This window comes from Glaciecola sp. HA4-3, assembly GCF_055693685.1.
Map to the genome: position 1 here is coordinate 820640 of NZ_CM146340.1, position 21939 is coordinate 842578.

14 protein-coding genes and 2 pseudogenes are annotated in these 21939 nt (G+C 37.5%); 7 read left to right on the forward strand and 9 right to left on the reverse strand.

Annotated elements, in window-relative coordinates; translation table 11 throughout:
* Entirely contained in the window at positions 1–1029 is a 1029-nt protein-coding gene (locus tag ACZ1G6_RS03855) for an NAD-dependent epimerase/dehydratase family protein (protein WP_472618144.1), read from the reverse strand.
* A gap of 3 nt (positions 1030–1032) precedes the next feature.
* A complete protein-coding gene (gene tviB, locus ACZ1G6_RS03860) occupies positions 1033–2292 on the reverse strand; it encodes a Vi polysaccharide biosynthesis UDP-N-acetylglucosamine C-6 dehydrogenase TviB (protein WP_472618145.1) in 1260 nt (419 codons plus the stop codon).
* 103 nt (positions 2293–2395) lie between these two features.
* Here tviB and ACZ1G6_RS03865 point away from each other — a divergent pair, with 103 nt between their 5' ends.
* Positions 2396–3472, forward strand: a complete 1077-nt coding sequence (locus ACZ1G6_RS03865) for a glycosyltransferase (protein WP_472618146.1) — start codon at positions 2396–2398, stop codon at positions 3470–3472.
* 11 nt (positions 3473–3483) lie between these two features.
* Here the strand turns inward: ACZ1G6_RS03865 and ACZ1G6_RS03870 are convergent, their stop codons facing one another.
* From ACZ1G6_RS03870 to ACZ1G6_RS03885, 4 genes and pseudogenes are all read right to left on the reverse strand, one after another.
* A complete protein-coding gene (locus ACZ1G6_RS03870; RefSeq protein WP_472618147.1) occupies positions 3484–4794 on the reverse strand; it encodes an O-antigen ligase family protein in 1311 nt (436 codons plus the stop codon).
* An 88-nt stretch (positions 4795–4882) separates the two neighbouring features.
* Positions 4883–5767: a polysaccharide deacetylase family protein gene (locus ACZ1G6_RS03875; protein WP_472618148.1), complete on the reverse strand. Its 885-nt coding sequence runs from the start codon at positions 5765–5767 to the stop codon at positions 4883–4885.
* Positions 5764–6882 carry a glycosyltransferase gene (locus ACZ1G6_RS03880; protein WP_472618149.1) on the reverse strand — a complete coding sequence of 373 codons (1119 nt, stop codon included), beginning with the start codon at positions 6880–6882 and terminating at the stop codon, positions 5764–5766. Before ACZ1G6_RS03880 ends, ACZ1G6_RS03875 begins: the two co-directional genes overlap by 4 nt.
* 106 nt (positions 6883–6988) lie before the next feature.
* Positions 6989–8106: pseudogene (locus ACZ1G6_RS03885) on the reverse strand (glycosyltransferase).
* Between the two features lie 142 nt (positions 8107–8248).
* Between ACZ1G6_RS03885 and asnB the strand changes: the two are divergent.
* The gene (asnB, locus tag ACZ1G6_RS03890; RefSeq protein WP_472618150.1) at positions 8249–10195 is read left to right on the forward strand and encodes an asparagine synthase (glutamine-hydrolyzing); all 1947 of its coding nucleotides are present in this window, start codon (positions 8249–8251) and stop codon (positions 10193–10195) included.
* On the forward strand, positions 10192–11712 hold the full coding sequence (locus ACZ1G6_RS03895; protein ID WP_472618151.1) for an oligosaccharide flippase family protein: 1521 nt from the start codon (positions 10192–10194) through the stop codon (positions 11710–11712). Before asnB ends, ACZ1G6_RS03895 begins: the two co-directional genes overlap by 4 nt.
* On the opposite strand, the gene ACZ1G6_RS03900 is transcribed toward ACZ1G6_RS03895, so the two are convergent.
* The gene (locus ACZ1G6_RS03900; RefSeq protein WP_472618152.1) at positions 11705–12343 is read right to left on the reverse strand and encodes a glycosyltransferase; all 639 of its coding nucleotides are present in this window, start codon (positions 12341–12343) and stop codon (positions 11705–11707) included. The two genes, ACZ1G6_RS03895 and ACZ1G6_RS03900, sit on opposite strands and share 8 nt — an antisense overlap.
* 540 nt (positions 12344–12883) lie before the next feature.
* Between ACZ1G6_RS03900 and ACZ1G6_RS03905 the strand changes: the two genes are divergently transcribed.
* Positions 12884–14017 carry a GNAT family N-acetyltransferase gene (locus ACZ1G6_RS03905; protein WP_472618153.1) on the forward strand — a complete coding sequence of 378 codons (1134 nt, stop codon included), beginning with the start codon at positions 12884–12886 and terminating at the stop codon, positions 14015–14017.
* 52 nt (positions 14018–14069) lie between these two features.
* Here the strand turns inward: ACZ1G6_RS03905 and ACZ1G6_RS03910 are convergent, their stop codons facing one another.
* Positions 14070–17642, reverse strand: a complete 3573-nt coding sequence (locus ACZ1G6_RS03910) for a hypothetical protein (RefSeq protein WP_472618154.1) — start codon at positions 17640–17642, stop codon at positions 14070–14072.
* A 327-nt stretch (positions 17643–17969) separates the two neighbouring features.
* Here ACZ1G6_RS03910 and ACZ1G6_RS03915 point away from each other — a divergent pair, with 327 nt between their 5' ends.
* The 3 genes from ACZ1G6_RS03915 to ACZ1G6_RS03925 are packed head-to-tail and all read left to right on the forward strand — an operon-like array spanning position 17970 to position 21158.
* On the forward strand, positions 17970–18575 hold the full coding sequence (locus ACZ1G6_RS03915; protein WP_472618155.1) for a polysaccharide biosynthesis/export family protein: 606 nt from the start codon (positions 17970–17972) through the stop codon (positions 18573–18575).
* 43 nt (positions 18576–18618) lie between these two features.
* Entirely contained in the window at positions 18619–20178 is a 1560-nt protein-coding gene (locus ACZ1G6_RS03920) for an XrtA system polysaccharide chain length determinant (protein WP_472618156.1), read from the forward strand.
* Complete coding sequence (locus ACZ1G6_RS03925; protein ID WP_472618157.1) at positions 20175–21158, forward strand: polysaccharide biosynthesis tyrosine autokinase; 984 nt, start codon at positions 20175–20177, stop codon at positions 21156–21158. Before ACZ1G6_RS03920 ends, ACZ1G6_RS03925 begins: the two co-directional genes overlap by 4 nt.
* Positions 21159–21166: 8 nt before the next feature.
* Here ACZ1G6_RS03925 and ACZ1G6_RS03930 read toward each other — a convergent pair.
* A pseudogene (locus tag ACZ1G6_RS03930) lies at positions 21167–21929 on the reverse strand (S1 family peptidase).
* Positions 21930–21939 lie beyond the last annotated feature (10 nt).

The following is a 21939-nucleotide window of genomic DNA, read 5'->3' on the forward strand; positions in this document are numbered from 1 at the left end:
CTATTTTTGAATATCGTTTATATACCAACGCATAGCTTCTTCTATACCTTGTGATATTCGATGTGTAGGAGCATATGAAAGCAAGGATTGTGCTTTTGAAATATCAGCTTGAGAATGTCTGACATCACCGGCTCTGAATTCACGGTAGAGAGGTTTGGCGTCACTGGCTATGTTTTCTTTGTTTAACGCAGATTGGATAGCATTGTATAATTCGTTAAGCGTTGTTCTGTCACCCAACGCCACGTTAAATACTTCATTCTTACTAGTATCCTCAGCAAGAGCAGATAAAATATTGATTTGTACTACATTGGCGATGTAACAGAAGTCTCGGCTAGTTTCACCATCACCATTTATATAAACAGGTTCACCTTTGAGTAAAGCCGAAGTCCATTTAGGGATAACAGCGGCATATGCTCCATTTGGATCTTGTCTCTTCCCAAAAACGTTAAAATAGCGTAAACCGATTGCTTTAAAATTATAGGTGCGAGCGAAAACCTCTGCATATAGCTCATTGACATACTTGGTTACCGCATATGGAGATAACGGTTTACCTATATTATCTTCAACTTTTGGTAGGGCAGGGTGATCACCGTATGTAGAACTACTAGCAGCATAAACGAAACTTTTCACGTTCGCATCTTTTGCCGCCGTTAACATGTTCAAGAAGCCCGTAATATTTGCTGCATTTGTTGCAACTGGGTCATTAATTGAGCGCGGAACAGATCCTAAAGCCGCTTGATGTAAAACAAAATCGATACCTTTGGTGACATCATCACAAGTTTGCTTATTAGTGATATCACCCTCAACAAAGGTAAAGTTTTGCCACTGCGCTTTTGAAACACTCGTCTTTACTTCTTCAAGATTTTTGGCGTGACCAGTAGCAAAGTTATCAAGGCCAATAACGATTTGGTCGAGCTTTAATAATGTCTCCAGCAGATTTGAACCAATAAAGCCTGCCACACCAGTGATTAACCAACGTTGTGGGACTTTTTGTAAAACAGCTGTTACTTCTTGGAATTTACTCGTCATACCCTACAACCTTATGTCTGTATCGCTTTTATCAAAAATATATTTTAGGTCATACAAGACAGACTGTACTTTACAATATGATCTGATCGCATCTATCCCAAGTTCCTTGAATTCTTTATGTCCTACCGCTAAAACGATTGCGTCGTATTGATTCGCTTCCGGGTCAACTAAATCTAAATTGTATTCATGTTTAGCTTCTTGTTTATCACAACAAGGATCGGTGACATCCACTACAATTCCGTATTGCTCTAGTTCATTGACTACATCAACCACTTTAGTGTTGCGTAAGTCTGGACAATCTTCTTTAAAAGTAAGTCCCATCACTAGTACTCTTGCTCCCTTCACGGTAATTGATTTTGCTAACATTGCTTTAACAAGCTCTGAAGCTACAAAATTGCTCATACCATCGTTCAAACGTCGCCCTGCAAGCACAATTTCAGGGTGATACCCAAGAGTCTGGGCTTTGTGTGTAAGGTAATAAGGGTCTACGCCAATGCAGTGTCCGCCTACTAACCCTGGCCTAAATGGTAAGAAATTCCATTTAGTTCCAGCAGCTTCTAATACCTCTAGTGTATCAATTCCCATTCTTTTAAATATCATTGCTAATTCATTTATTAGCGCGATGTTCAAATCACGTTGTGTGTTTTCTATGACTTTAGCTGCCTCAGCAACCCGAATAGAGGAGGCTTTGTAGGTGCCGGCCGTAATGATGCTTGCGTAAAGATTATCAACTTTTTCTGCGATTTCGTCAGTGGAGCCTGAGGTCACCTTTAAGATATTGGGTAGTCGATGCGTCTTATCACCAGGGTTAATTCTTTCAGGCGAATATCCTGCGAAAAAATCTTTGTTAAATGTTAGGCCTGAATATTTTTCAAGTTGTGGTATGCACGTTTCTTCTGTTGCACCTGGATATACTGTCGATTCGTAAATAACAATATCATTCTTGCTAATGACGCCACCCAACATTTTACTGGCTGAAATAAGAGGGCTCAAGTCAGGCTGATTATGTTCATCAATTGGCGTGGGTACTGTTACTATATAAATATTACAATTGGCAATGTCTTGATTATTTGCAGTGAAAGTTAGGTTTACCGCTTCAGCCAATTCGTCTGAGCTAACTTCAAGGGTAGAGTCTTTACCACTCTCTAGTTCAGCTATTCTATCAGTATTAATATCAAACCCTATAGTATCTGTTTGCTTTCCGAACTCAACAGCCAAAGGCAATCCCACATAGCCTAAACCAATAACGCAAATGCGATCCATAATCTTTAAATTCCATAAATAAACTTTTATATAGTTTAAATGCTTTATATTCAGTATTCTATAGCTTAAGTAATAAAGTTTTAACTTTGTAAAAGGCATTACCTTGAGAATTCTTCATCTGATAGATTCAGGCGGACTTTACGGCGCAGAAAAGATGCTTGTGACTCTAGCAAGTTACCAGAAACAATACGGTGATGAGGTGTATGTTTTAAACTGCGCTCCTATTGGTGCTTCAGAGCAAGCCGTTGAAGAGGAAGCGAGACGTGCTGGTTTGAATGTACTTCGTTGGCGAATGAAACCAGGAATAAATTTAAAAGGGATGCGAGATATAATCCAGTGGGCAGAAGACCACAATATCCAAATCATGCATTCTCACGGCTACAAATTTAATATCTTACTTGCGCTATGTAAGAATCAATTAAAAAGCATTAAAACAGTTACTACGGTTCATGGGTTTTTGAATCCCCCAATATTAACTAAAAAATTCATCTATGAAATTGTAGATAAAATTTCTTGTATGTTTTTTGACAGCGTTTGTGTCTTAAATAAACAAACTAAAAATAGTTTTCCTTTTTATTTGTCCATGTGCAATACAAAGATAATCGCAAATGGCATTGAATCCAATAACTATGAGGGAATAGAAACTTCAAAAAGTCACCGTTTTTTATCGATTGGCCGTTTGAGCCCCGAAAAACAATTTAATCACCTCGTGAATGCTTTTGGGCGTTTTGAGGATTTGCGGTTAGATATTATGGGCGATGGAATATTAAAAGAAAGCCTGGAGCACGAAATTTGTAGTAAATCTTTGACAGAAAGAGTAATTTTGAAAGGATTTGTGGATAAGCCGTACCGTCTTTTTGATGACTACGATGCTTTGATTATTTCATCTTATACAGAGGGGTTGCCTATTGTTCTGCTAGAAGCAATGAGAGTTGGTTTGCCTATAATTTCAACTCCCGTAGGAGCAATTCCTGAAGTATTAGGTGAAGATTACCCCTTTTTGACCCAAGGTACTGACATACAAGCGATTACCGAAACGATAGGAAAGTTTGTAAGTACCTCGGACGAGGTGATAAATAAGATAAGCGGTATATTAATAGCTCGTTTTTCAAGAAGTTATACTGCGGAGAAAATGTTTAATAATTACAATAAGTTGTACACATCAATAGCGGTTCATTAAATAAAACCGTGCTAATTGAGTCTTCTGATTGCCTTTTTCCTAGCAAATCCCTTGTGGGCAGATTTTTTCTGAATCGTCGGGTTTTGCTCTGACGCAGATTCATTAGCGAAGATACTAGCACTAGCAAAAGCGAGCCCTCCCAAAAAGTACCAATAGAATTGAGACAATCCCCAGTAGTTGATGCTGTAAATCGCGTAAATCCAGAATAAGGTATTTAATGTTTTGTGGGTTCTTTGAGCATCTTCACTCTCCAACTGAGAAAAACTTTTAAGTTTTTTTCTCACAACAAAAATGTAGTACATAAATAGTCCAAAACCCACAAGACCTGTCTCTATAATAATCTCTGCGTACATATTGTGGCTGGCTTGCAATTTTCCGTAGTTGTGAAATTTCGCTTCAGAAGTTGTGCCTAGTCCGTGACCAAAAATTGGTTTTCTAAAACCAAGTTGAAATTCTTTTATCATCCCATTGATTCGACCTTCACGAGAACTGCTAAACTCAGACTCACCAAAGATTGAGGTATACCTTGCCTTCTGAGTGGCATCCATTTGTGACCAAAACCCAATCGCTGCAACACACGCTATAGCAATAACGACACTTTTATACTTTGACTTCCGAATAACAATCCAAGTCAATACAATTAAAACAACGAATGCACCTCTAGACATTGTTAAAACTAAAGCATACAAAAAAGCCCCTAATAAGGCTGTGATTAGCACTTTTTTAATGACAGAATCTTTTCTAAAATAAAAAAACAAAAATGTCATGGTGTAAACGATTACAAAGCCTAATTCATTAGGATTGATGACATCATATGGTGACCCAGCCAAGCGCCCATAAAACTCTCCACCACCCAGATATGTATCTCCTCCCCAATAGCCAGAAGTGACATTTAAATACAATGGTTCAAGCACTCTAAATATTTGAGTCAAAGAAAATACAATAATAGTGACATTTAGTTTGTGCTTCGTGTCTACTAAAGCAATCGTAAAAAAGAAAAATACACTGGCCTTTATCCATTCTGGAATATTGACTCTAAGTACACTTCCTGGGTATTCAACTAATGGTAGACTTAAGAGTATGTATGCGATGAAAATCCACAAAATGAATTTTCCTTCCGAACTTTCTTGGGTCAAGGATGGTTTTTTTGGGCTTGATAGGATCCCAATGATAACAAAAATTACTAGTAACAGAGTAGGGCGAATTACTCCAATTCCATCAATGCGACTAGATGAGCGCAAAAAAAACTCTAGAATAAATAACATAAAGAGCCAAAATGCTGCGCCAGTTTGTTTAGATTCGTTTTGTTGTGAAATATTCATCTAAAAATTGCATAGTGATTTTCGTAGTAAGAAATTTTCTAACCATTCCATACCGGTAATTACTTTAGAAAAGTGTAGTTTTTCTCCATCACCAGAAAATCGGCGCTATGGAAAAAGGTATTGTTAAATCGTGTTTATCAGAAAAAGCAGTAACACAAGCTTGGTAACCTGCGCTTGCGACTAATTCTTTTATCTCATTACTATAATCTGCAGGCGTTCCATTTGGATAACAAAAAGTTCTAGGCTGTCGCCCTAATTGGTCATTTATTCTTTTCAAAGATTCCTCGATTTCAAATTTAGCTTGATTTAAAGGCATTTTTGATAATGACGGATGGGTCATAGTATGAGAACCAATCTCAATGCCATTTTCTTGCATTTCTTTCAATTGCGCCCAATTGCAAGCTTCAAATTCATTAGGCGGTGATTGAGGAATTTCGATTTCCAAATACTCTGCCAGTGCATCGATAAACTCTAATTTTTCTCTATGCTCAATTGACAGGCAGTACTGGTTTAAATCTTTAAACTGCAAGTTAAGCGTTTTATTATTAAAGCTAAATGTGCTGGACTTATTTGACGTTGATTTTAGTATCCATTTTAACTTATCTGGCCATAGCCAGTCTTTTCCATCTATAAAGTCGCAAGTTACAAAGAAAGTTGCCGGCATATTTAGTTTTTTTAAAATCGGATATGCATATTTGTAAAAGTCTAAAAAACCGTCATCAATCGTGAGTACTATTGCATTTGCAGGTACTGATTTGTTGCGTATTGCAGTTGAAAGGTCTAACAAAGATAAAACATTGTAAGCATGTTTTAAGGTCTTCATTTGTTGTTCGAATTTGCGAATATCAACTTTTCCTTTCTCAGGTTCCCGACAAAAATTATGATACATTAGTATTTTAGGTTTGTTTCTTGTTAAGAACTTTGCCGTTAGTAACGCTAATTTGTTGCTAGTAAGAAATTTTTTAATGTTCATAGGCGTTGATGCTTAAAAGTGATTCCAAGAGTCGAAAGATCATTGACCGCGTCATCGACCTCAGTGCTCCAATGGCCTCTAAAAGGAACAAAATTAAAACTTTGTATATAAAACTCGTCGCAGTCTCGCTCCCACAACCTGTTATGTTTATGAGCTTCATATTTCAATAACTTATTTAGTCGTTTTACATTATCTTTACTATTAATGTTTTGTAGTGCCCACTCTCTTGGTTTTAAGCTATCGGATAAGTGCAAACATTCTTTTATTTGCAAGTCTAACGGAATGCTTGGGGTAAGAAGAAACCCTGTTTTAGGGTTAATGTAATTTTTCGTACCCACTACTGCGTCTTGGTATAAGCCAACGGCACAGTTGGCGAATAATGCTTCAGCTAATGAAACATATGAACCTTCACGCCCACTTAGGCCTAAAACAAGTTTTGCTCTGCATAGATGATCTATTACTACTTCATTGTCAGGCGCTTCCAATACTGTGAATCTATTTTCTACACCATAGGAAGCAGCTTCCTTTAACAAAACATCAAGTGTCCTATTGCCAAGAGGCCTTCCAATTAAAACAACATTTAGTGATTCTGGAAGGTTTTGTAATGCCTCAAACAAAAGGTAATGCCGTTTATATACAGAGAAATTAGCCACCATCAGGATATCGATATCTTTCAATTTGGGTTTAAACAAATCTCCGTTCACCCAACTAGAAGCATGGAATGGCAAAATTCGCTTTATCATCGTGTTAAACAGGCCATTAAAATAACATTGCTCGCTTGAAGGCATTAAGACCAAAGAGTCCGGGGCTCTTGACATAAAACGCAAAAGCTCTTTGCTAAAAAAAGGCTGCCATGTAGGTAGAAATAGAACATCGTATTTATCTAAAACGATATCGAGATTCTTGAATTTAGCAAGCTTGTCTAGTTCATGCTCAAACCCGATGATGATAATACCCTTTTCAACTACACTAGCATTGTCAAATCTGGGCGCTTTTATTACCGCACTTTTGCCTATATCTGCGTTGTCTTTTTGTGAGAACTTTGATACTAAATCGATTGCAGTCGAGATAACTTGGCTTTGCTTATTTCTTGCGCCTTCTGATTGTAGAAACAAAAAACAAGCCTTCAGTCTAATTTTATCTGAAAGCGGCATGTCAGCAACTATCGATAATAACATTGAAAAAAATCGCTTTGGCGTAGGAACTTCCTAATTTTGGGTATCATTTTTCGCTTCCCAGCAGCAGTTTTGAGTAAAGTGCATTGTGTTCGTTTAACATTGTTTTAATACCAAATTGTAGTCTCGATATGTGCGCGGCATTTTTCGAAAGCTTTTCTCTCAGTTTCTTATTGCGATATAGTTTTTCAAGCCTATCAGCTAAGCCATCCACATCACCAAATTCGTACAAAAACCCTGTTTCGTTATCAATAACGGCTTCAGGGTTCCCCCCACATTTGTGCAAACAACCGGAAGGCCGGCAAGCATATACTCAACAATTGCATTTGAAAACCCTTCTGACTCAGAGCAAAGAACGCCTACATCCATATCTTTAAGATTTTGATATAAAGATGAACTAGGCCCCTGAAAATGGAAAAGGTCTTCAACATCATTTTTCTTGACCAATGTTTGTAATTCAGCCGAATCGCCTGCGCCAAAATGATGGCATCTAATGGTAACATTTTTATTTTTTAATAGGGCGCACGCTGCAATTAAATCGTCAATTTTTTTAAGAGGTCTAATGTTAGCAACCAGCGCAACTCTTAATTCAAAGGGTGTGTTGACGGTCGTCGTGTTGCATGAAAAATCCCTTAAATAATGGGGATAAGCCTCTAGCTCATAACCGTTATAAATAGTAGTAATATGCGATAATGGTATTTTCTCTTTGTTATTTGTAATAACAGCAACTGCATCACTATTAACGATGACATGAGATAAAAAATATTTTGTTAACCTTAGACAAAACAAATATAAAGGAGTGTACCAATATCCCATATCTCTTCTTGATATAATGCTTTTAATCCCTACAGCTCTAAATATGGGCGGGCACAAGATAGAAGCGTCATTAAAAAATACGTGCGCTAACGTAAAACCTTGTTTCTTTAAGTATTTGGCTTGTTTAAAAAGAGCAATCCAGACAAAGGGATTTTTAATGCCTACCTTTCCTACCACCGAATATTTACAAGGAAACGCTCCGGTTTTTAAATATTCCGAATCTTTAAATACTAGCAAGTGGATTTGCCATTCTTTGTTATCTAAGTTTTTGACTAGTTTAAAAAGCTGGTTTTCGGTGCCTGCATTTGGATTTTCATAATAGTCAATGACAAACAATATTTTTTTCACTTGTTGATTTACTCTAAGTACGTTTTACAATCATCAGCCAACATAATAAACTCATTAGATAAATGATCCAGTCTCAATTTGTACTAAATAGAGTGTATAATGTGGGTCCTCTTCGCTATTACAAATTAAATGGAACAGTAACATGTGCGGTTTTGTAGGGGCAGTTAGCCCAAAGAAACGGATGTCTGAAGAGTCGTTATTGAAAATGACTAATGCTTTAGAACATCGTGGTCCTGACGACCATGGTATTTACATAGATGAAGGACGGCACCTGTTTTTTGGGCATAGACGGCTTGCTATTCAAGACCTATCTCCTTTAGGTCATCAGCCAATGAAATCTCATTCAGGCCGATACATCATTATATTTAATGGCGAGATTTATAATTTTAAGAATATACGCATTGTCTTGGAAAGTGATGGATTTCACTTTACTGGCGAGTCTGACACAGAGGTCTTACTTTGCGCATTTGATAAATGGGGAATCAAAGAAGCTGTCTCTCAATTTGATGGAATGTTTGCAATATCAGTTTACGACAAATCTGAAGGTTCACTTTGGCTGATTAGAGACAGGTTTGGCGAAAAACCACTGTATTATTCTGTTCAAGAGTCTGGCTTGTTTTTTGGTTCTGAATTACACGCTCTTAGGGCTAACCCAGATTTTAATAGAGAAATAGATCCAAGCAGTCTAGCGTTGTTTGTTCGTCATAATTTTATTCCAGCGCCATACTCGATTTACAAAAACGTCAGAAAGTTGATGCCTGCAAGTTTTATTAAATTTGATCTGTCAAATCTGCCGAGTCAATCAGATGATTGTATAGTCGAACCTTATTGGTCGATATTGCCTTCCAAATATCAAAACGACAACATCAACTTTGAACAAGCAGTTAGTAAAACTGATGAATTGCTAACCAAAAGTGTTGAGAAACAGATGATTTCGGATGCACCGCTTGGGGCTTTTTTGTCCGGAGGAATAGATTCCTCTACAACAACAGCAATTATGCAAAAAGTCTCTAATAAACCAATACAAACTTTCAGTATAGGATTTGAGGAAAAGGGTTTCAATGAAGCGGAACATGCAAAAGAAGTCGCTAAGCATTTAGGTACATCACATAACGAGTGTTATGTTTCGGCCAATGATGCTTTGAATCTTATTCCAAGTATTCCTGCTATTTATGATGAGCCTTTTGCAGATTCCTCTCAACTACCCACTTATTTGTTATGTAAGATGGCCAAACAAGATGTGACTGTTGCATTATCAGGAGATGGTGGGGATGAGTTGTTTTGCGGTTACTCTCGATATTGGCAATATGCGAATCGTTTTACACATTATTCAGCACCCAAAGCAATCAAAAGAAGAATCAAGCAATTGCCAACTAAACTAGTTATGCAAATGACTAGACTTGGCGTTCCAAAATTTAGAGCGTTTAGCGATGAATTAATGCATAGTAAAGTGCAACGTGAACGTAAACTTGCGTCTCAAGGGCCTTTACATTATCAAGATGCTGTAAGTTTAGTGCATGACCCAGAAAATTTTGTCAAAAATAGTATCCCTTTAAATTATGCACTCAATGACCCGCTGTTGTCTGCTGACACCCACGGCTTACATAAATCGATGATGTTACAAGACATACATTGGTACCTACCAGATGACATTTTAGTAAAGGTAGATAGAGCTGCGATGGCAAATAGCTTAGAAACAAGAGTACCAATGTTGGATCACCATTTTGCAGAATATGCTTTTTCACTCCCATTACACTTAAATTTAGGGGATGAATCAGGAAAACATGTGCTTAAGTCTGTTCTTGATAAATATGTCCCTAAGTCATTAGTAGATAGACCAAAAGTTGGATTTGCAATTCCTGTAAATAGTTGGTTGAGAGGAGAACTTTTAGATTGGGCTGAATCGTTATTACTTAAATCAAATCTGGAACAACAAGGTCTATTTAAGACCGAATTAATTCTTGAAATGTGGGAGTTACACAAGAAGGGAGTATATGATTTTGGTTCTCAGTTATGGGGGATTTTGATGTTCCAGCAATGGTACGCCAGTGTTGAGCTAGCACATATAAGTGATGAGAGAAGCTCTTGATCAAGCGCTTGGTACTTAACTCTGGTTCAAATTTAGCCACCATGATAGTTAAAATGGGGTTAATGTTTGTTATGACTCCGATTTTTATCAGTAATATGGGGAAGTACGATTACGGGTTGTGGCAAATAATTACTGCGATCATTGGTTATATGGGTATTCTTGATTTGGGCATTCGACCTGCAATTTCAAGATTCATTGCAACGTACCATTCAAAAAAAGAGCAACATAATGTGTTAGGTATTTTTAATACCGCATTCATTTTTTTGTTGATAATTGGACTATTATTAGCGGTCGTCTGTCTCATTATTGCTTTATACTTCCCTCACTGGTTGGCGGAAAATAGTCAATCTGATGCCACCGCTTATAAAGTACTTATGATAATCATAGGCACTCAACTTTTACTTTCTTTCCCGGGGTTTGTCGCCGAAAGCACGATGGAAGGCCTGCAAAAATATCATATTGCTAACACCATCGTTATAATAAATAGCTTAGTGAGTTCGATGATAATTTATTGGTTAATTAGCCCTAATAATGCAATCGTTTTACTTGCGTTGGTCAATACTATTGGTACGACTTTGAAGTTCCTTATTTTCTTTGTTTATTTGAGCAAAAAAGAGATAAATATCAAACTAAATGTATTAAGTTTCTCTTTCACTTATTTTAAAGATTTGTTTACCTTTGGTGCGAAAACTCTATTACAAGGTTTGTCAACACGTGCAGAAAAAGCAACCGATAGCATCGTTATTGGAGCGATCTTAGGTCCAGCATCCGTACCCTATTATACTATACCAGCTACGCTTTCAAGTTATTCAAAGGATATTGTGGTTAGAATCACACATGTGTTTATGCCCCTTTTCGCTGAGCTTCATGGCAAAGAAACGGCGACTGAATCGATAAAAATGACCTATATGGTGTCGAGTCGCATTATAGTAGCAATTGCTTTTTTGTTAAGTGTCGGTGTCTTAAGTTTGGGGAAAGATTTCATTATCTTATGGGTAGGTGAAGACTTGGTCGTTCATGCAGATTTTCTTATTCCAATACTAGTAGCATGCTCACTAATCCCAATGTTAGATCCTCTTTGTAGTAGATACTTGACATCCCAAAACAAGCATGGAATTTTCGCAAAATATGCACCTGTTTCTGCATCAATAAATGTAGGACTCACCATCGCTTTAACTCATAAATTTGGAGTGGTTGGTGCGGCGATTGCTACTCTTACCGTTGTTGGTTTCTTTCAATTAATATACACATATAAAGCTTTTTCGGAGCTAGGCATAACCAGCTTTAAATACTTTTATATTAGTATATTACCCTCTGTAGTTTCAGGAGGGATTATGTTCTTTCTTCTAAGCTGGATGCAAAGTGAAATTCATATTAATTCGTTTTTAACGCTAATTTTGATTGCTATCCTTGGCAGCGCTGCTTTTGTTTTAGTTTATTTTTTGTTTCCAGCTACAAGACTTGAAAGGAACTACTTGATTGCTTACGTTAACAAAAAGCTGGTTAGCTCTAACTAAGTGATTTTATCAGATCTACAATTTTGTCTCGAGAGTCTATTAGTTTTTGGTCATAAGCGTTTCGAAAACTTTCGAATTCAACAATAGGTTTTTTATCAAAAAAGTTTTGAATTTGCTTAGATATATTTTCAGGGTTGTTATCAACATAAATGGCAAGATCTAGAAAGACTTCCTTATTTACTGATGTGTCGCTTAGCAATAAGGGCGTACCAGCTGCAATTGCCTCATAAGCGCCGCAGACAAGACAGTCTTTTCTCTTTGTTAAGTCAACAACGAGTGAAGAGGTGAATACTTCACTTATATAGTCATCTTCTGATACAAAACCTAATAATCTGACATTACTGGATATATTGTTGAGCGTTGCTTGGGGATATTTTCTATAATTTCCGCTAAATTTAAATGTAATAGAAGGATTATTCTTAGCAACTTCAATATACTCTTCTATTGGTTCGTCTTCCGCCCATGAACATATAATTAGCACTTCATTTGGTGCTTTTTTCTTTTCACTAAATATTTTATCGTATTGTGGTAATGGGTCAGTACAAACGATGCTTTTGATGTTTTTGCTGGTGAGGTATTTTTTAAAGTAGAATTGGTCACAATTACGAACGAAACTTGTCGTAATATCCATAAATTAATTGTTTGGATGGCTTTGTATTTCCCTTCGGCTGGATATACACCGGCATTATGTGCATCAATAATAAAAATCTTTTTTGATAACCGTGAATATATTGCCGCAACAAAAGATAAAACAATAGAAGGGTTCTGGACAAAAAAAGTGTGGTAATCTGTTCGGAAAATAGTGAGGGTATCTTTTATACTCTTAAAGTAACGTATCAAGCGATTATTTTGATGGACTATTTCATGATAATCAGCTTCAAGTAAGACTGACATCGAACGATTTCTGGGTTGCTTTTCCCATGTAACCCATGCAGATTTAATTCTATTATTATTTGGCACGTTATCTTCTAGATCCATTTTCTTAGGTGAGTAGGGTGTTCTGAATAATTAAATTGTAATGTAGCGATTGTTTTGTAACTGTGTAACCTGTGGAGCATAGTTTATAGAATCTTAAAATATGCACAAACAAAAAATAGTCAAATTTGTTTTTTTGCATTTAGTCACATCGACGGTTTGCAAATAACATACCTAACAAAAGGCAAAGACTTTAATGGTCCCAAACATTCGAATAAATGTGATTAGTACTGAAAAAGAATTTTTCCACCTTAAAAATGAATGGAATAAACTTCTCCCGCTGACTTACGCAAATTCCTTATTCATGAGTTGGGCATGGCTTTACTCTTGGTGGATTCAATGGGGAGGTAAAAACGGACAAGAGTTGTATATTATTGTTGTATATAAATCAGAAAAACTAGTGGGGATTTTACCATTAATTAAAGAGAAGCGAACCAGAGTTCTTTTTGGCACCTTTGATAGATTCGTTTATTTAGGCAACCATTATGATAGTTTTCCTACAGTGCGTTCTGAATATCTCTCTCCGATTGTTAAAAAAGAAGATGTGGATGAGATTAATCAATTAATGATTGAGCATTTGCTGCTTACTTCAAATCTAAAGCAATTGACCATTTGCGATGAACTTAGAGCAACATTTAGTATCAATGAAAGTTTAAGTAAATTGACAAAGAGTTTAGGGTTAAAGCAGTTCATTTGGAAACAAGAAGATTCTTTTGTTATTAGAACTTCAAAATGTACTTTGGATTATAAAAAAAGTTTAGGAAGAAATACTCGCAAAAAATACTTTAATGACATTAAAAGGCTTAATGAGCTTAACTTGGAAGTAGATGATAGTGCAGTTAGTTTAGATGTGTTGTTTGATAAGCTTGAAGGGTTTCATGAATCAAGATGGGGTAAGCGAGTATTTGACACAAGAGTAAAGTCATTTTATGAACGGTATTTAGCATTAAGTCCTAATGTAGAAACAAAAACATTTTCTATAAACACCACTAACAAAGAAATAGTGTCTATTGTTTTTTGTCTTAAAGTAAACAAGACTCTTTATTATATACAATCTGGGTTTGCTTCACTTAAATTACCTATCGCATTAGGTAAATTAAATCTAGGGTATGCGATAGACTATGCTTTTTTAAACGAGGATGTCGAATGCATAAACCTACTAATAGGAGAAGGAAAATCTAGTAATTATAAAGCGCAAATTGCTAGTGAGACTGAAACCCTGTACACCCATAGTTATGGAAGAGGATTCAAAGAAACAAGTGCACTAGCATTTAAAACAAAATGGCAAGATCTAAAGAGCCTAGCAAGAGCACAAAAACCTATATCCTAACATTGTACTACTCAAGTGTTTCTGGTTGAGTAGCACAATGTAATCATCTTTTCTAGTCAAACTCTATTGATAGTGTACCCATTGTTGATGTCTCAAAACTATCCCCACCATTATTATCTGTGGGCGACAAAGAAACTTTATTTGGGCTTACATTAATAAAGTAAGGTTCTTGTTGAGCAAGGCCGATAAATAGAATACTTTCTAGATTTTCAGTATTTACATCTAATTCAATTGAAGACGGCATGTCATCAAAAGCCTTTGAAAATACAACTAGTTTGTTCGCAATTACTAATGCTCCTGCACTTTCAGTTGAAACGTTTACGGGATGTTTTAACTCACTATTTAATGCTTGGAGATTTAGGACATTCAGGAAATAGTCTTGCGTCAAATTTTCACCAGACGCTATATTTAAAGTATATCGTCCATATTCTTTTTCTCCTATATATCGGTCATTTTGCCCATCTGACTGAGGAGCAAAGGAATGCAAAGTGCCATCAGCCGCAACGGCATCAAAATAATGTAGCACACGAAGATCTAGATCACTGATATTCATATCGTCAGTGCTGATACTACTTATGTTAGTAAACCTTGTATCGGTGCTAATTAGTACTTTCTCTATTGCGAACCTCCAGAAATCCCAACCTTCTGGAAAGTCACCATATAGTGTATTTTCGTTGTTACCAGTGATTATAGCGGTAGCCCGACCTGCATTGTAAAATACTCTAGCCCCTTTGAATTCATCGATATCCCAGTTCTTACTGAGATCTTGTATCTCAGTATTACTTCCGCCCGTAGCGTTACCTCTTTCAACGGTAATATAGGTTCTTTCATCAAAGTTCAAAGTTTCACTTACATTGTTTTGGTCAATGGTATCACCCGTTATGGTGAGGGAGCCAACCAAGTCATCACCTTGCACGATAAATTCAACAGTGCGCCCTGTATCGAGATTTTTTATGTTAGATTCCTCAATCGTTTGCCCAGGTTGCAATGTGAGATCTTCAGCAAGGTAACTTGTTCCACCGCGTACTTCTATCACACTATTTGTCGGTAATAAGTTAGTGACATGGAGCTGTTGTTGGTTCCCTAGTGCCAGAAGGCTTTTACCGTTATTTGATACCTTGATACCCATTTGCTCGATATCTATATCTCCTGAGGTAAATTCAGGTTCATAAACAGTATGAATGTTCCATATCTTCTTATGCTCAGGATTAGCAACTTGTAGTCGGTCAAAGGTAATAAATGTTTCTGGTGGTATAAAAACAAACTCGCGATCAAAGTGCTCAAGCTTTTTCGTATAATTAAACTCGCCTTTTCCTCTGGTATATGTGTATTTGCCTTCTACATGCTCGTACCTAGTGATATCACCGGAGTTATAAAGCTTATCGACTTCATTAACAGAGTTTCTTCGTATACTTTGCCCACCGAGTCCTAGCACAGGCGTTTCAGCTATTTGACCGCCAAAATTATATTCGTTTGATAAACGGATGCCAGAATAAATATCACCTCTGTTGCCGATTTCATCAGTATCCAAGGACTCTAGTGGATCCAGGACTCGAACCGTATTTTTAGACAACGACATTCTAGAAAAAGTGTGGTGTCTTTCATTAATGTCACTAAATCTAAACCTAGCACCAGCATGAACAACTGCATCCTCTCCTCTAAAAAGTGTAAAGGAATTTATATCTTCATAACGTCTTGATATTCCTTCACCCGATAGAAATAATGCATATGCTGAATCTTCTTCGAAACTAGTTCTGATTGGAACTAATCCAGGACCTGAAAAATATCTAGAGGTTGGATTTTCACTTGGCTCAATCACTTGCACATCAACATCGTGAAAGTATGCTGTAAAACCTGCGTTTTTGATGATAAATTCGGCATCATCATTGACAAACAAGTCAATGGTTCTGTTGGCATAGTATTGCATACGACCATCTTTATATGTGTCCGCTGCAATTGGCGCCATATAGCGTTCCGGACCATCAATTCTGCTTGTTATCCATCGCCAAATTCTTGGTGCATTACCGTTGGGCATTAACATATTTTGATAGAACAACCCACGATATTTATCGTGTAAGAAATTATTTGCTATATCCTTGTCAAACAATTCCTGATATGCGCGGATCATAAGCATGGAAAAAGCCTCTTCTGATGTGTCATATCCAAAATTGTCATACATGCCACCAAAATCCCCTGGAAGCGCTGAATTATGGGTCATGTCTCCTGCAATTCGCCTTTCAAACTGTATAAACTCTCCATTAGGGTCTTCAATTTGTGACTGTAAAAAAACTAGTTGCTCAGTTGGAGAAAAAGAATACTTTGATTGGTTAGTCTGAACTTCATCTAATGTAAGTAGTTCATCCGCTGCGAGAAGCCCCGAGAGAAGTAGTAATTGATTTCTAAAAAAGGCACCATGATAGCTAAACCCGCTTGTCTCTACATCGCTATACCGAGCACTTGCTTGTTCGAGAACATTAAGCTTAGTAGTTTGTGGAATTTCATTCCATAGTAAATCCATACTCACAATGCTAGCGTTATCAAAGCGTCTTACCGTATTTCCTGATAACCATTCTAAATGATGTTCTAATCCGGCCAAATATGCATTTAAGTACAAGGTGTCGTTGCTTATTTTATATATTAACGCTAGATTCATTAAGCCCGCTTTTGATGGGTTGCCAATAAATTGGTCTTCACGAGCCACTATTTTGTCGTAAATAGTAGAAAAAGGTTCGGTGGCACTTTCGCCTGATAATTTTGATAGATAACTTTCAAGACGCGTAGGTGTAAATAAAATGCGAGGCCGTTCTGCGCTTATTTCAAGCCCATCAGCAATAACGATTGGGGGCACCACGCAGGTGTTGTTTTCCAACTCATAGCCATCGGCGCATTGTTGTAACTGACAAGGACCGACTTCAAAGCCTGAACCTTCAGCGTTACAAATGGACACCTGACTTGCAACTGTTGAATTAGGTATGTTTTGTGTGCACGAATCTACAACTACGTCGCCAGCCTCACAGACAGGTGCTAACACACAACTATTGTCTTCTATTATGTAACCAGCTTCACATTGCTGGACCGAGCAGGCACCGGTGTCAAAGCCTGTTCTTTGAGCATTACATACTGATACTGATTCAGCTAAAATTGCATTTGGTATTTGCGAGGTGCATATATTAGTTTGAGTGTCACCAGCATCGCATGCTGGCACTAATACGCATGCGTTGTCTTGCAACATATAGCCTGCTTCACACTGCTCCACAATACATGCACCTACTTCATAACGTGATCCATCAGATGTGCAGGTTGACGTTTGATTTGCCAGAATCGCGTTAGACACACTTGAAGTGCACGCGTTAACCTGGACATCGCCTGCTGGACAAAATGTGGGCTGAGGCGCAAAGCTAGGTTCAACTGGCGCAGGTGGCGGCGCTTCGGCTTCACCACTTGACCCACAGCCTACAAGTGTCAGTAAAGAAAATGCAATCAAAAGTGCTTTAGATGTCGTCAACATGTCAGTATACCTACTTAAAATATAGATGCCTTTAAACGCGAAGAAAGTCAAAATCTGCTTGATTAAATGGTGTTGACTAACAATTGTTACGCATGTTTTCTCATACGTTAATTTCATCATTAGTGCCTAAACATTACATATAGTTCATTAAAGCGATAACACCCAAAAGGCTTGATGTGATCACGCTAAACAGCCTAAAACTATCTTTCTTCATACAATCTAGTCTGATACACATGTAGAAAAGTTGAAACAAGGCCTTAAATACTTTGGTGTGGTTATAGATACCTTAAATTTTATTAAGGTTTTACAGCCTTGTAATTTAATACTTTAAGCGGTTGAAAAATAAGGACCATCTGTGCCCAAGAAAGCTAATTTGAGTCTTTCTTAACAGGGAGTATCTATGCTATTATTTAACTGGTTTTAGATTAAATAATAGAGTGAGAAATGGATATGCAGGCATTTACAAAAAGAGTTTTGTTACTCGTCATTTGTTTTTCCGCCTTAAGTGCTTGTGTTGGCAATAAGCTTCCTCCTGCGGCAATCAAAAATGTAGGCCATATCGACATTGATAGTTATGAGTATATTATTGGGCCTGACGATGTACTAAGTATCTTTGTGTGGCGTAATGAAGATTTAAGTGGGACCTTTGTAGTTCGCCCAGATGGTAAAATTTCGACAACCCTAATCGAAGATGTGCACGTTGCAGGTATGACGCCAGCTCAAGCATCAAGAGCTTTCGAAGAAGCCTTATCTACATTCTTGAAAGACCCAGTTGTGACCGTTTCTGTTAGTAACTTTAGAGGGCCTAGTTACGAACAAGTTAAAGTGGTGGGCAGCGCAGTCCCAAATCCAATAGGACTTAATTATAGAAAACATTTAACTCTTTTAGACGTGATGATTCAAGTGGGCGGTCTAAGTGAGTTTGCTGATGGCAATGATGCAGTATTAATGCGTGTTGTTAATGGCCAATACGTTGAGTATGAAATTAACCTTGATGACCTTTTGGATAAAGGGAATATGTTAGAAAATGTCGATATGTTACCTTGGTGACATTATTATCATCCCGGAAGTGTGGTTTTAAGGTAAATAGTTAATGGGTAATTTGACCGAAACCCTCGAAAATATTCTAAATATTATTCGAGGATTGTGGCTAAAAAAACGCTATGTAATTCTGTCTACTTGGTTGATTTGTCCAATTGCGTTTTTATTCATTTGGAATATGCCAAATATGTATAAGGCAGACGCGAGAGTATTTGTAGATACTAACACGCTTCTTCGTCCGACCCTTGAAGACATTGTTGTGCAAACTGATGTGGAGCAGCAAATAAACGTTATCGTTAGAACGCTTGAGTCAAGGCCAAATCTAGAGAAAATAGCACGTATGACAGATTTAGATTTGCGTGCCAATACTCCGCAAGAATTTGAAAATATCCTGAATGGTTTAGAAAGCGATATTAAAGTTAGCTCTGGCGGTAAAGAAAATATATTTTCTATTTCCTATACTAGCCAATCGCCAGAGTTATCACGTTCAGTTGTCCAGTCAGTGCTTGAAATATTTGTTGAAAACACCTTAGGCGAAAATAGACAAGATACGGATTCGGTAAGAACCTTCATTGACGAAAGAATTGACGAATACAAACTAAGGCTGGTTGAGTCCGAAGCCGCGTTAGCTAACTTTAAAAAGGTAAATTCTGAATTTATTTTTGTGAATGAAGGAGGAATCTATACTCGGCTTGACTTGTTAAAAGAAGAAATTGAGGAAATAGACCTAAACATTCAAGCTTTAGAACTACAATTACAAGAAAACACAGCTTTATTGGCTCGGGTAACTGAATCAGGGAATAAAACCGAGTTAACATCTAGATATGATGAAGAGTTAGATGAACTCAATTCACGTTTAAACACCCTCACGCTTACCTACACCGACAGACATCCAGAAGTGCGGCAACTAAGAAATCTAATACAATCTGTTGAGCAGCGACGTGATGAAGAGTTAGAAGAATTGAGTAAAGCTCAATCTCAAGGGCCTGCAATTTCAGCAAGTGAAGCGGTCGTAGAATTACAAAAAGAAATTGCGAATGCAAAGTCTAATCGTGACGGCTTAATCAGGCTTAAATCACTTCGTGAACAGAACTATGTTGACCTTGAGCAAAAGCTAAGTCGTATTCCTGAAGTCGAAGCGCAATTGACAGCACTTACTAGGGATTATGCCATTACGCAAGGTCAATATGAACAATTTTTAGAGCGCAAGGAAGCGGCAGATATTGCAAGAAAAGCAGACCTTAGTAATAGCGATATCCAATTTAAAGTTATTGAACCTCCATTATTACCACTGTCACCTACAGGGCCGATTCGTTTACTTTTTTATACCGCAGCTTTGCTTGCTAGCGTAGGTGCAGGTATTGCTTTTGCCTTTTTGATGAATATGATAAAGCCGGTGGTCCATAGCGGAGTAAAGTTGGCACAAATAACAGGAATCCCTGTTTTTGGCGTTGTAAGCGAAGTTGATATAAAAAGAGTCAAATCGAGACGGACTCGGAAAATGTTTGTGTTTTCTTTGTCATGTTTAATGATTCTGGCTTTATATGCGGCGTTCATGATAGATGAGCTAGGTATTTATACTTTGCCCATCAAAGAGGTGTTACCCCTATGAGTACTATAGAAAAGTCGATGCAAAAACTGGCGCAGGCTGCTCAAAAAGACCAGCCTAACACTGATGAACAGGGCGCTAGCACCGAAGATACGATAGAAAGAAGTATGAGTGAGCAAAGCTCATCGGATCAAGTCTCATCGAATCAAAGCCCTTTGGATCAAAGCCCCTTGGGTCAAAGCTCAACTGAACAAAAAGCCGCAGAACAAAGCTCTGACGTCAAAGAAACTGAAGAAACAGTAGAGCAAGCAAACGATACTAATCGAATCGATATTCACTCCTTTATGGCGTCTTTTCAGTGGCCTAGTGGCGAAGCAAAGTCTCATATATCTGAGCAATTTAGGCAGATCAAACGAAATGTGCTCAACAATATTTTTGGTCCCTTAGGCGAATTGCATGATAACGCAAATGTCATTGCTGTTACTAGTTGCCAGTCAGGGGATGGCAAAAGCTTTACTGCGATTAACTTAGCGCTTAGCATTGCCCACGAGCAAGATAAAACTGTGTTATTAGTTGACGGTGATATTTTGCGTCCTAGTATTCATGAAATGGTAAAATTCGACAATTCACTTGGGTTAACTGATTACCTCGATGGGAAAGTAGATAGTGTAAGTGACATTATCAAAAGTACGAGTATTGAAAAACTCAAAATTATTCCAGCTGGATCTGCCTATAATCTTACCTCAGAATTATTAGCCGGCAATAAAATGATTAAATTGATGAAAGAATTTGCAGAACGTTATGACGATCGCATTGTGATATTCGATACTCCTCCTCTTATTGGCGTAAACGAAACCAGTATTTTGCTTGATATGGTTGGACAAACATTGCTTGTTGTTAAAGAAGATGAAACGAGTTATCAAGATATTGCTGCAGGTGTTGCCTTAATACCTGAAAACATCATTGCAGGTTTCGTCATTAATCGCACGACAAAGCAAACAGAACAGTATGGATACAAATATAACTACGGAAACGCAAAGTAAGCTCTGGTCTACTGCTTAAGCTCAAGCGCTTCATAGATGTATTTGACCGGCACCGCATAGCTTATTCCCGTGGGTTTGCTAAGTGCTGATTCCATTGTCGAGCTTATCAAGCCCTTGTTTAAAATACCGATTACTTCGTTTGTCGTTCGGTCAATTATAGGGCTTCCACTATTACCGGGGTAAGCAGTTAAGTCCAATTGATACTGCATAATTGGTGTTTTCATTCTTTTTATCAATTCCACACTTAATGCATCTGCATTAGCAGCGGGGCGCGTATTAGGACTTAACGATGATACTATGCCTATTGTTGATGCAGGGTATAGACCAAAAACGCTACCTAATGGAAAACCAGTTGCATATATACTTGTGCCGATTGGAACATAGTCTTTTGATGCTAGAGTAAGGGGGTAGCTCAGTTGCAATTGTTAGAATCGCAATATCATGTACTGCAGACGTATAAACAATTTTAGCTTTATGTGACTGAACAGAAGGGCCATGTCCCGTGAGTACCACATAGTCCTCGACGATATTAGGATCTAGACGCTGCTTAACTACATGATAGTTCGTGACGATATGTTTGCCATCTTTGACTACAAAGCCTGTTGCTAAAAGTATGGGAGCGCTGTTTTTAATAGGCGCATGAATACCTATACCAACAATAGACTTGGACGAGTCGTTTATCATTTGCGGTAAGTCTTGCTGTATGCGCTCAGCAGCCCAAATTTGGCATGAGAATATCGCAAATAACGCAAATACTATGCTTAATTTCATGGTGATTTTC

Excerpts from the sequence above, each read along its gene's own strand:
- ACZ1G6_RS03900 (WP_472618152.1), bottom strand. The coding sequence starts at position 12,343 with ATGGATATTACGACAAGTTTCGTTCGTAATTGTGACCAATTCTACTTT.
- asnB (WP_472618150.1), top strand. The coding sequence starts at position 8,249 with ATGTGCGGTTTTGTAGGGGCAGTTAGCCCAAAGAAACGGATGTCTGAA.
- ACZ1G6_RS03870 (WP_472618147.1), bottom strand. The coding sequence starts at position 4,794 with ATGAATATTTCACAACAAAACGAATCTAAACAAACTGGCGCAGCATTT.
- ACZ1G6_RS03925 (WP_472618157.1), top strand. The coding sequence starts at position 20,175 with ATGAGTACTATAGAAAAGTCGATGCAAAAACTGGCGCAGGCTGCTCAA.
- ACZ1G6_RS03915 (WP_472618155.1), top strand. The coding sequence starts at position 17,970 with ATGGATATGCAGGCATTTACAAAAAGAGTTTTGTTACTCGTCATTTGT.
- ACZ1G6_RS03875 (WP_472618148.1), bottom strand. The coding sequence starts at position 5,767 with ATGAACATTAAAAAATTTCTTACTAGCAACAAATTAGCGTTACTAACG.
- ACZ1G6_RS03910 (WP_472618154.1), bottom strand. The coding sequence starts at position 17,642 with ATGAAATTAACGTATGAGAAAACATGCGTAACAATTGTTAGTCAACAC.
- ACZ1G6_RS03920 (WP_472618156.1), top strand. The coding sequence starts at position 18,619 with ATGGGTAATTTGACCGAAACCCTCGAAAATATTCTAAATATTATTCGA.
- tviB (WP_472618145.1), bottom strand. The coding sequence starts at position 2,292 with ATGGATCGCATTTGCGTTATTGGTTTAGGCTATGTGGGATTGCCTTTG.
- ACZ1G6_RS03855 (WP_472618144.1), bottom strand. The coding sequence starts at position 1,029 with ATGACGAGTAAATTCCAAGAAGTAACAGCTGTTTTACAAAAAGTCCCA.
- ACZ1G6_RS03905 (WP_472618153.1), top strand. The coding sequence starts at position 12,884 with ATGGTCCCAAACATTCGAATAAATGTGATTAGTACTGAAAAAGAATTT.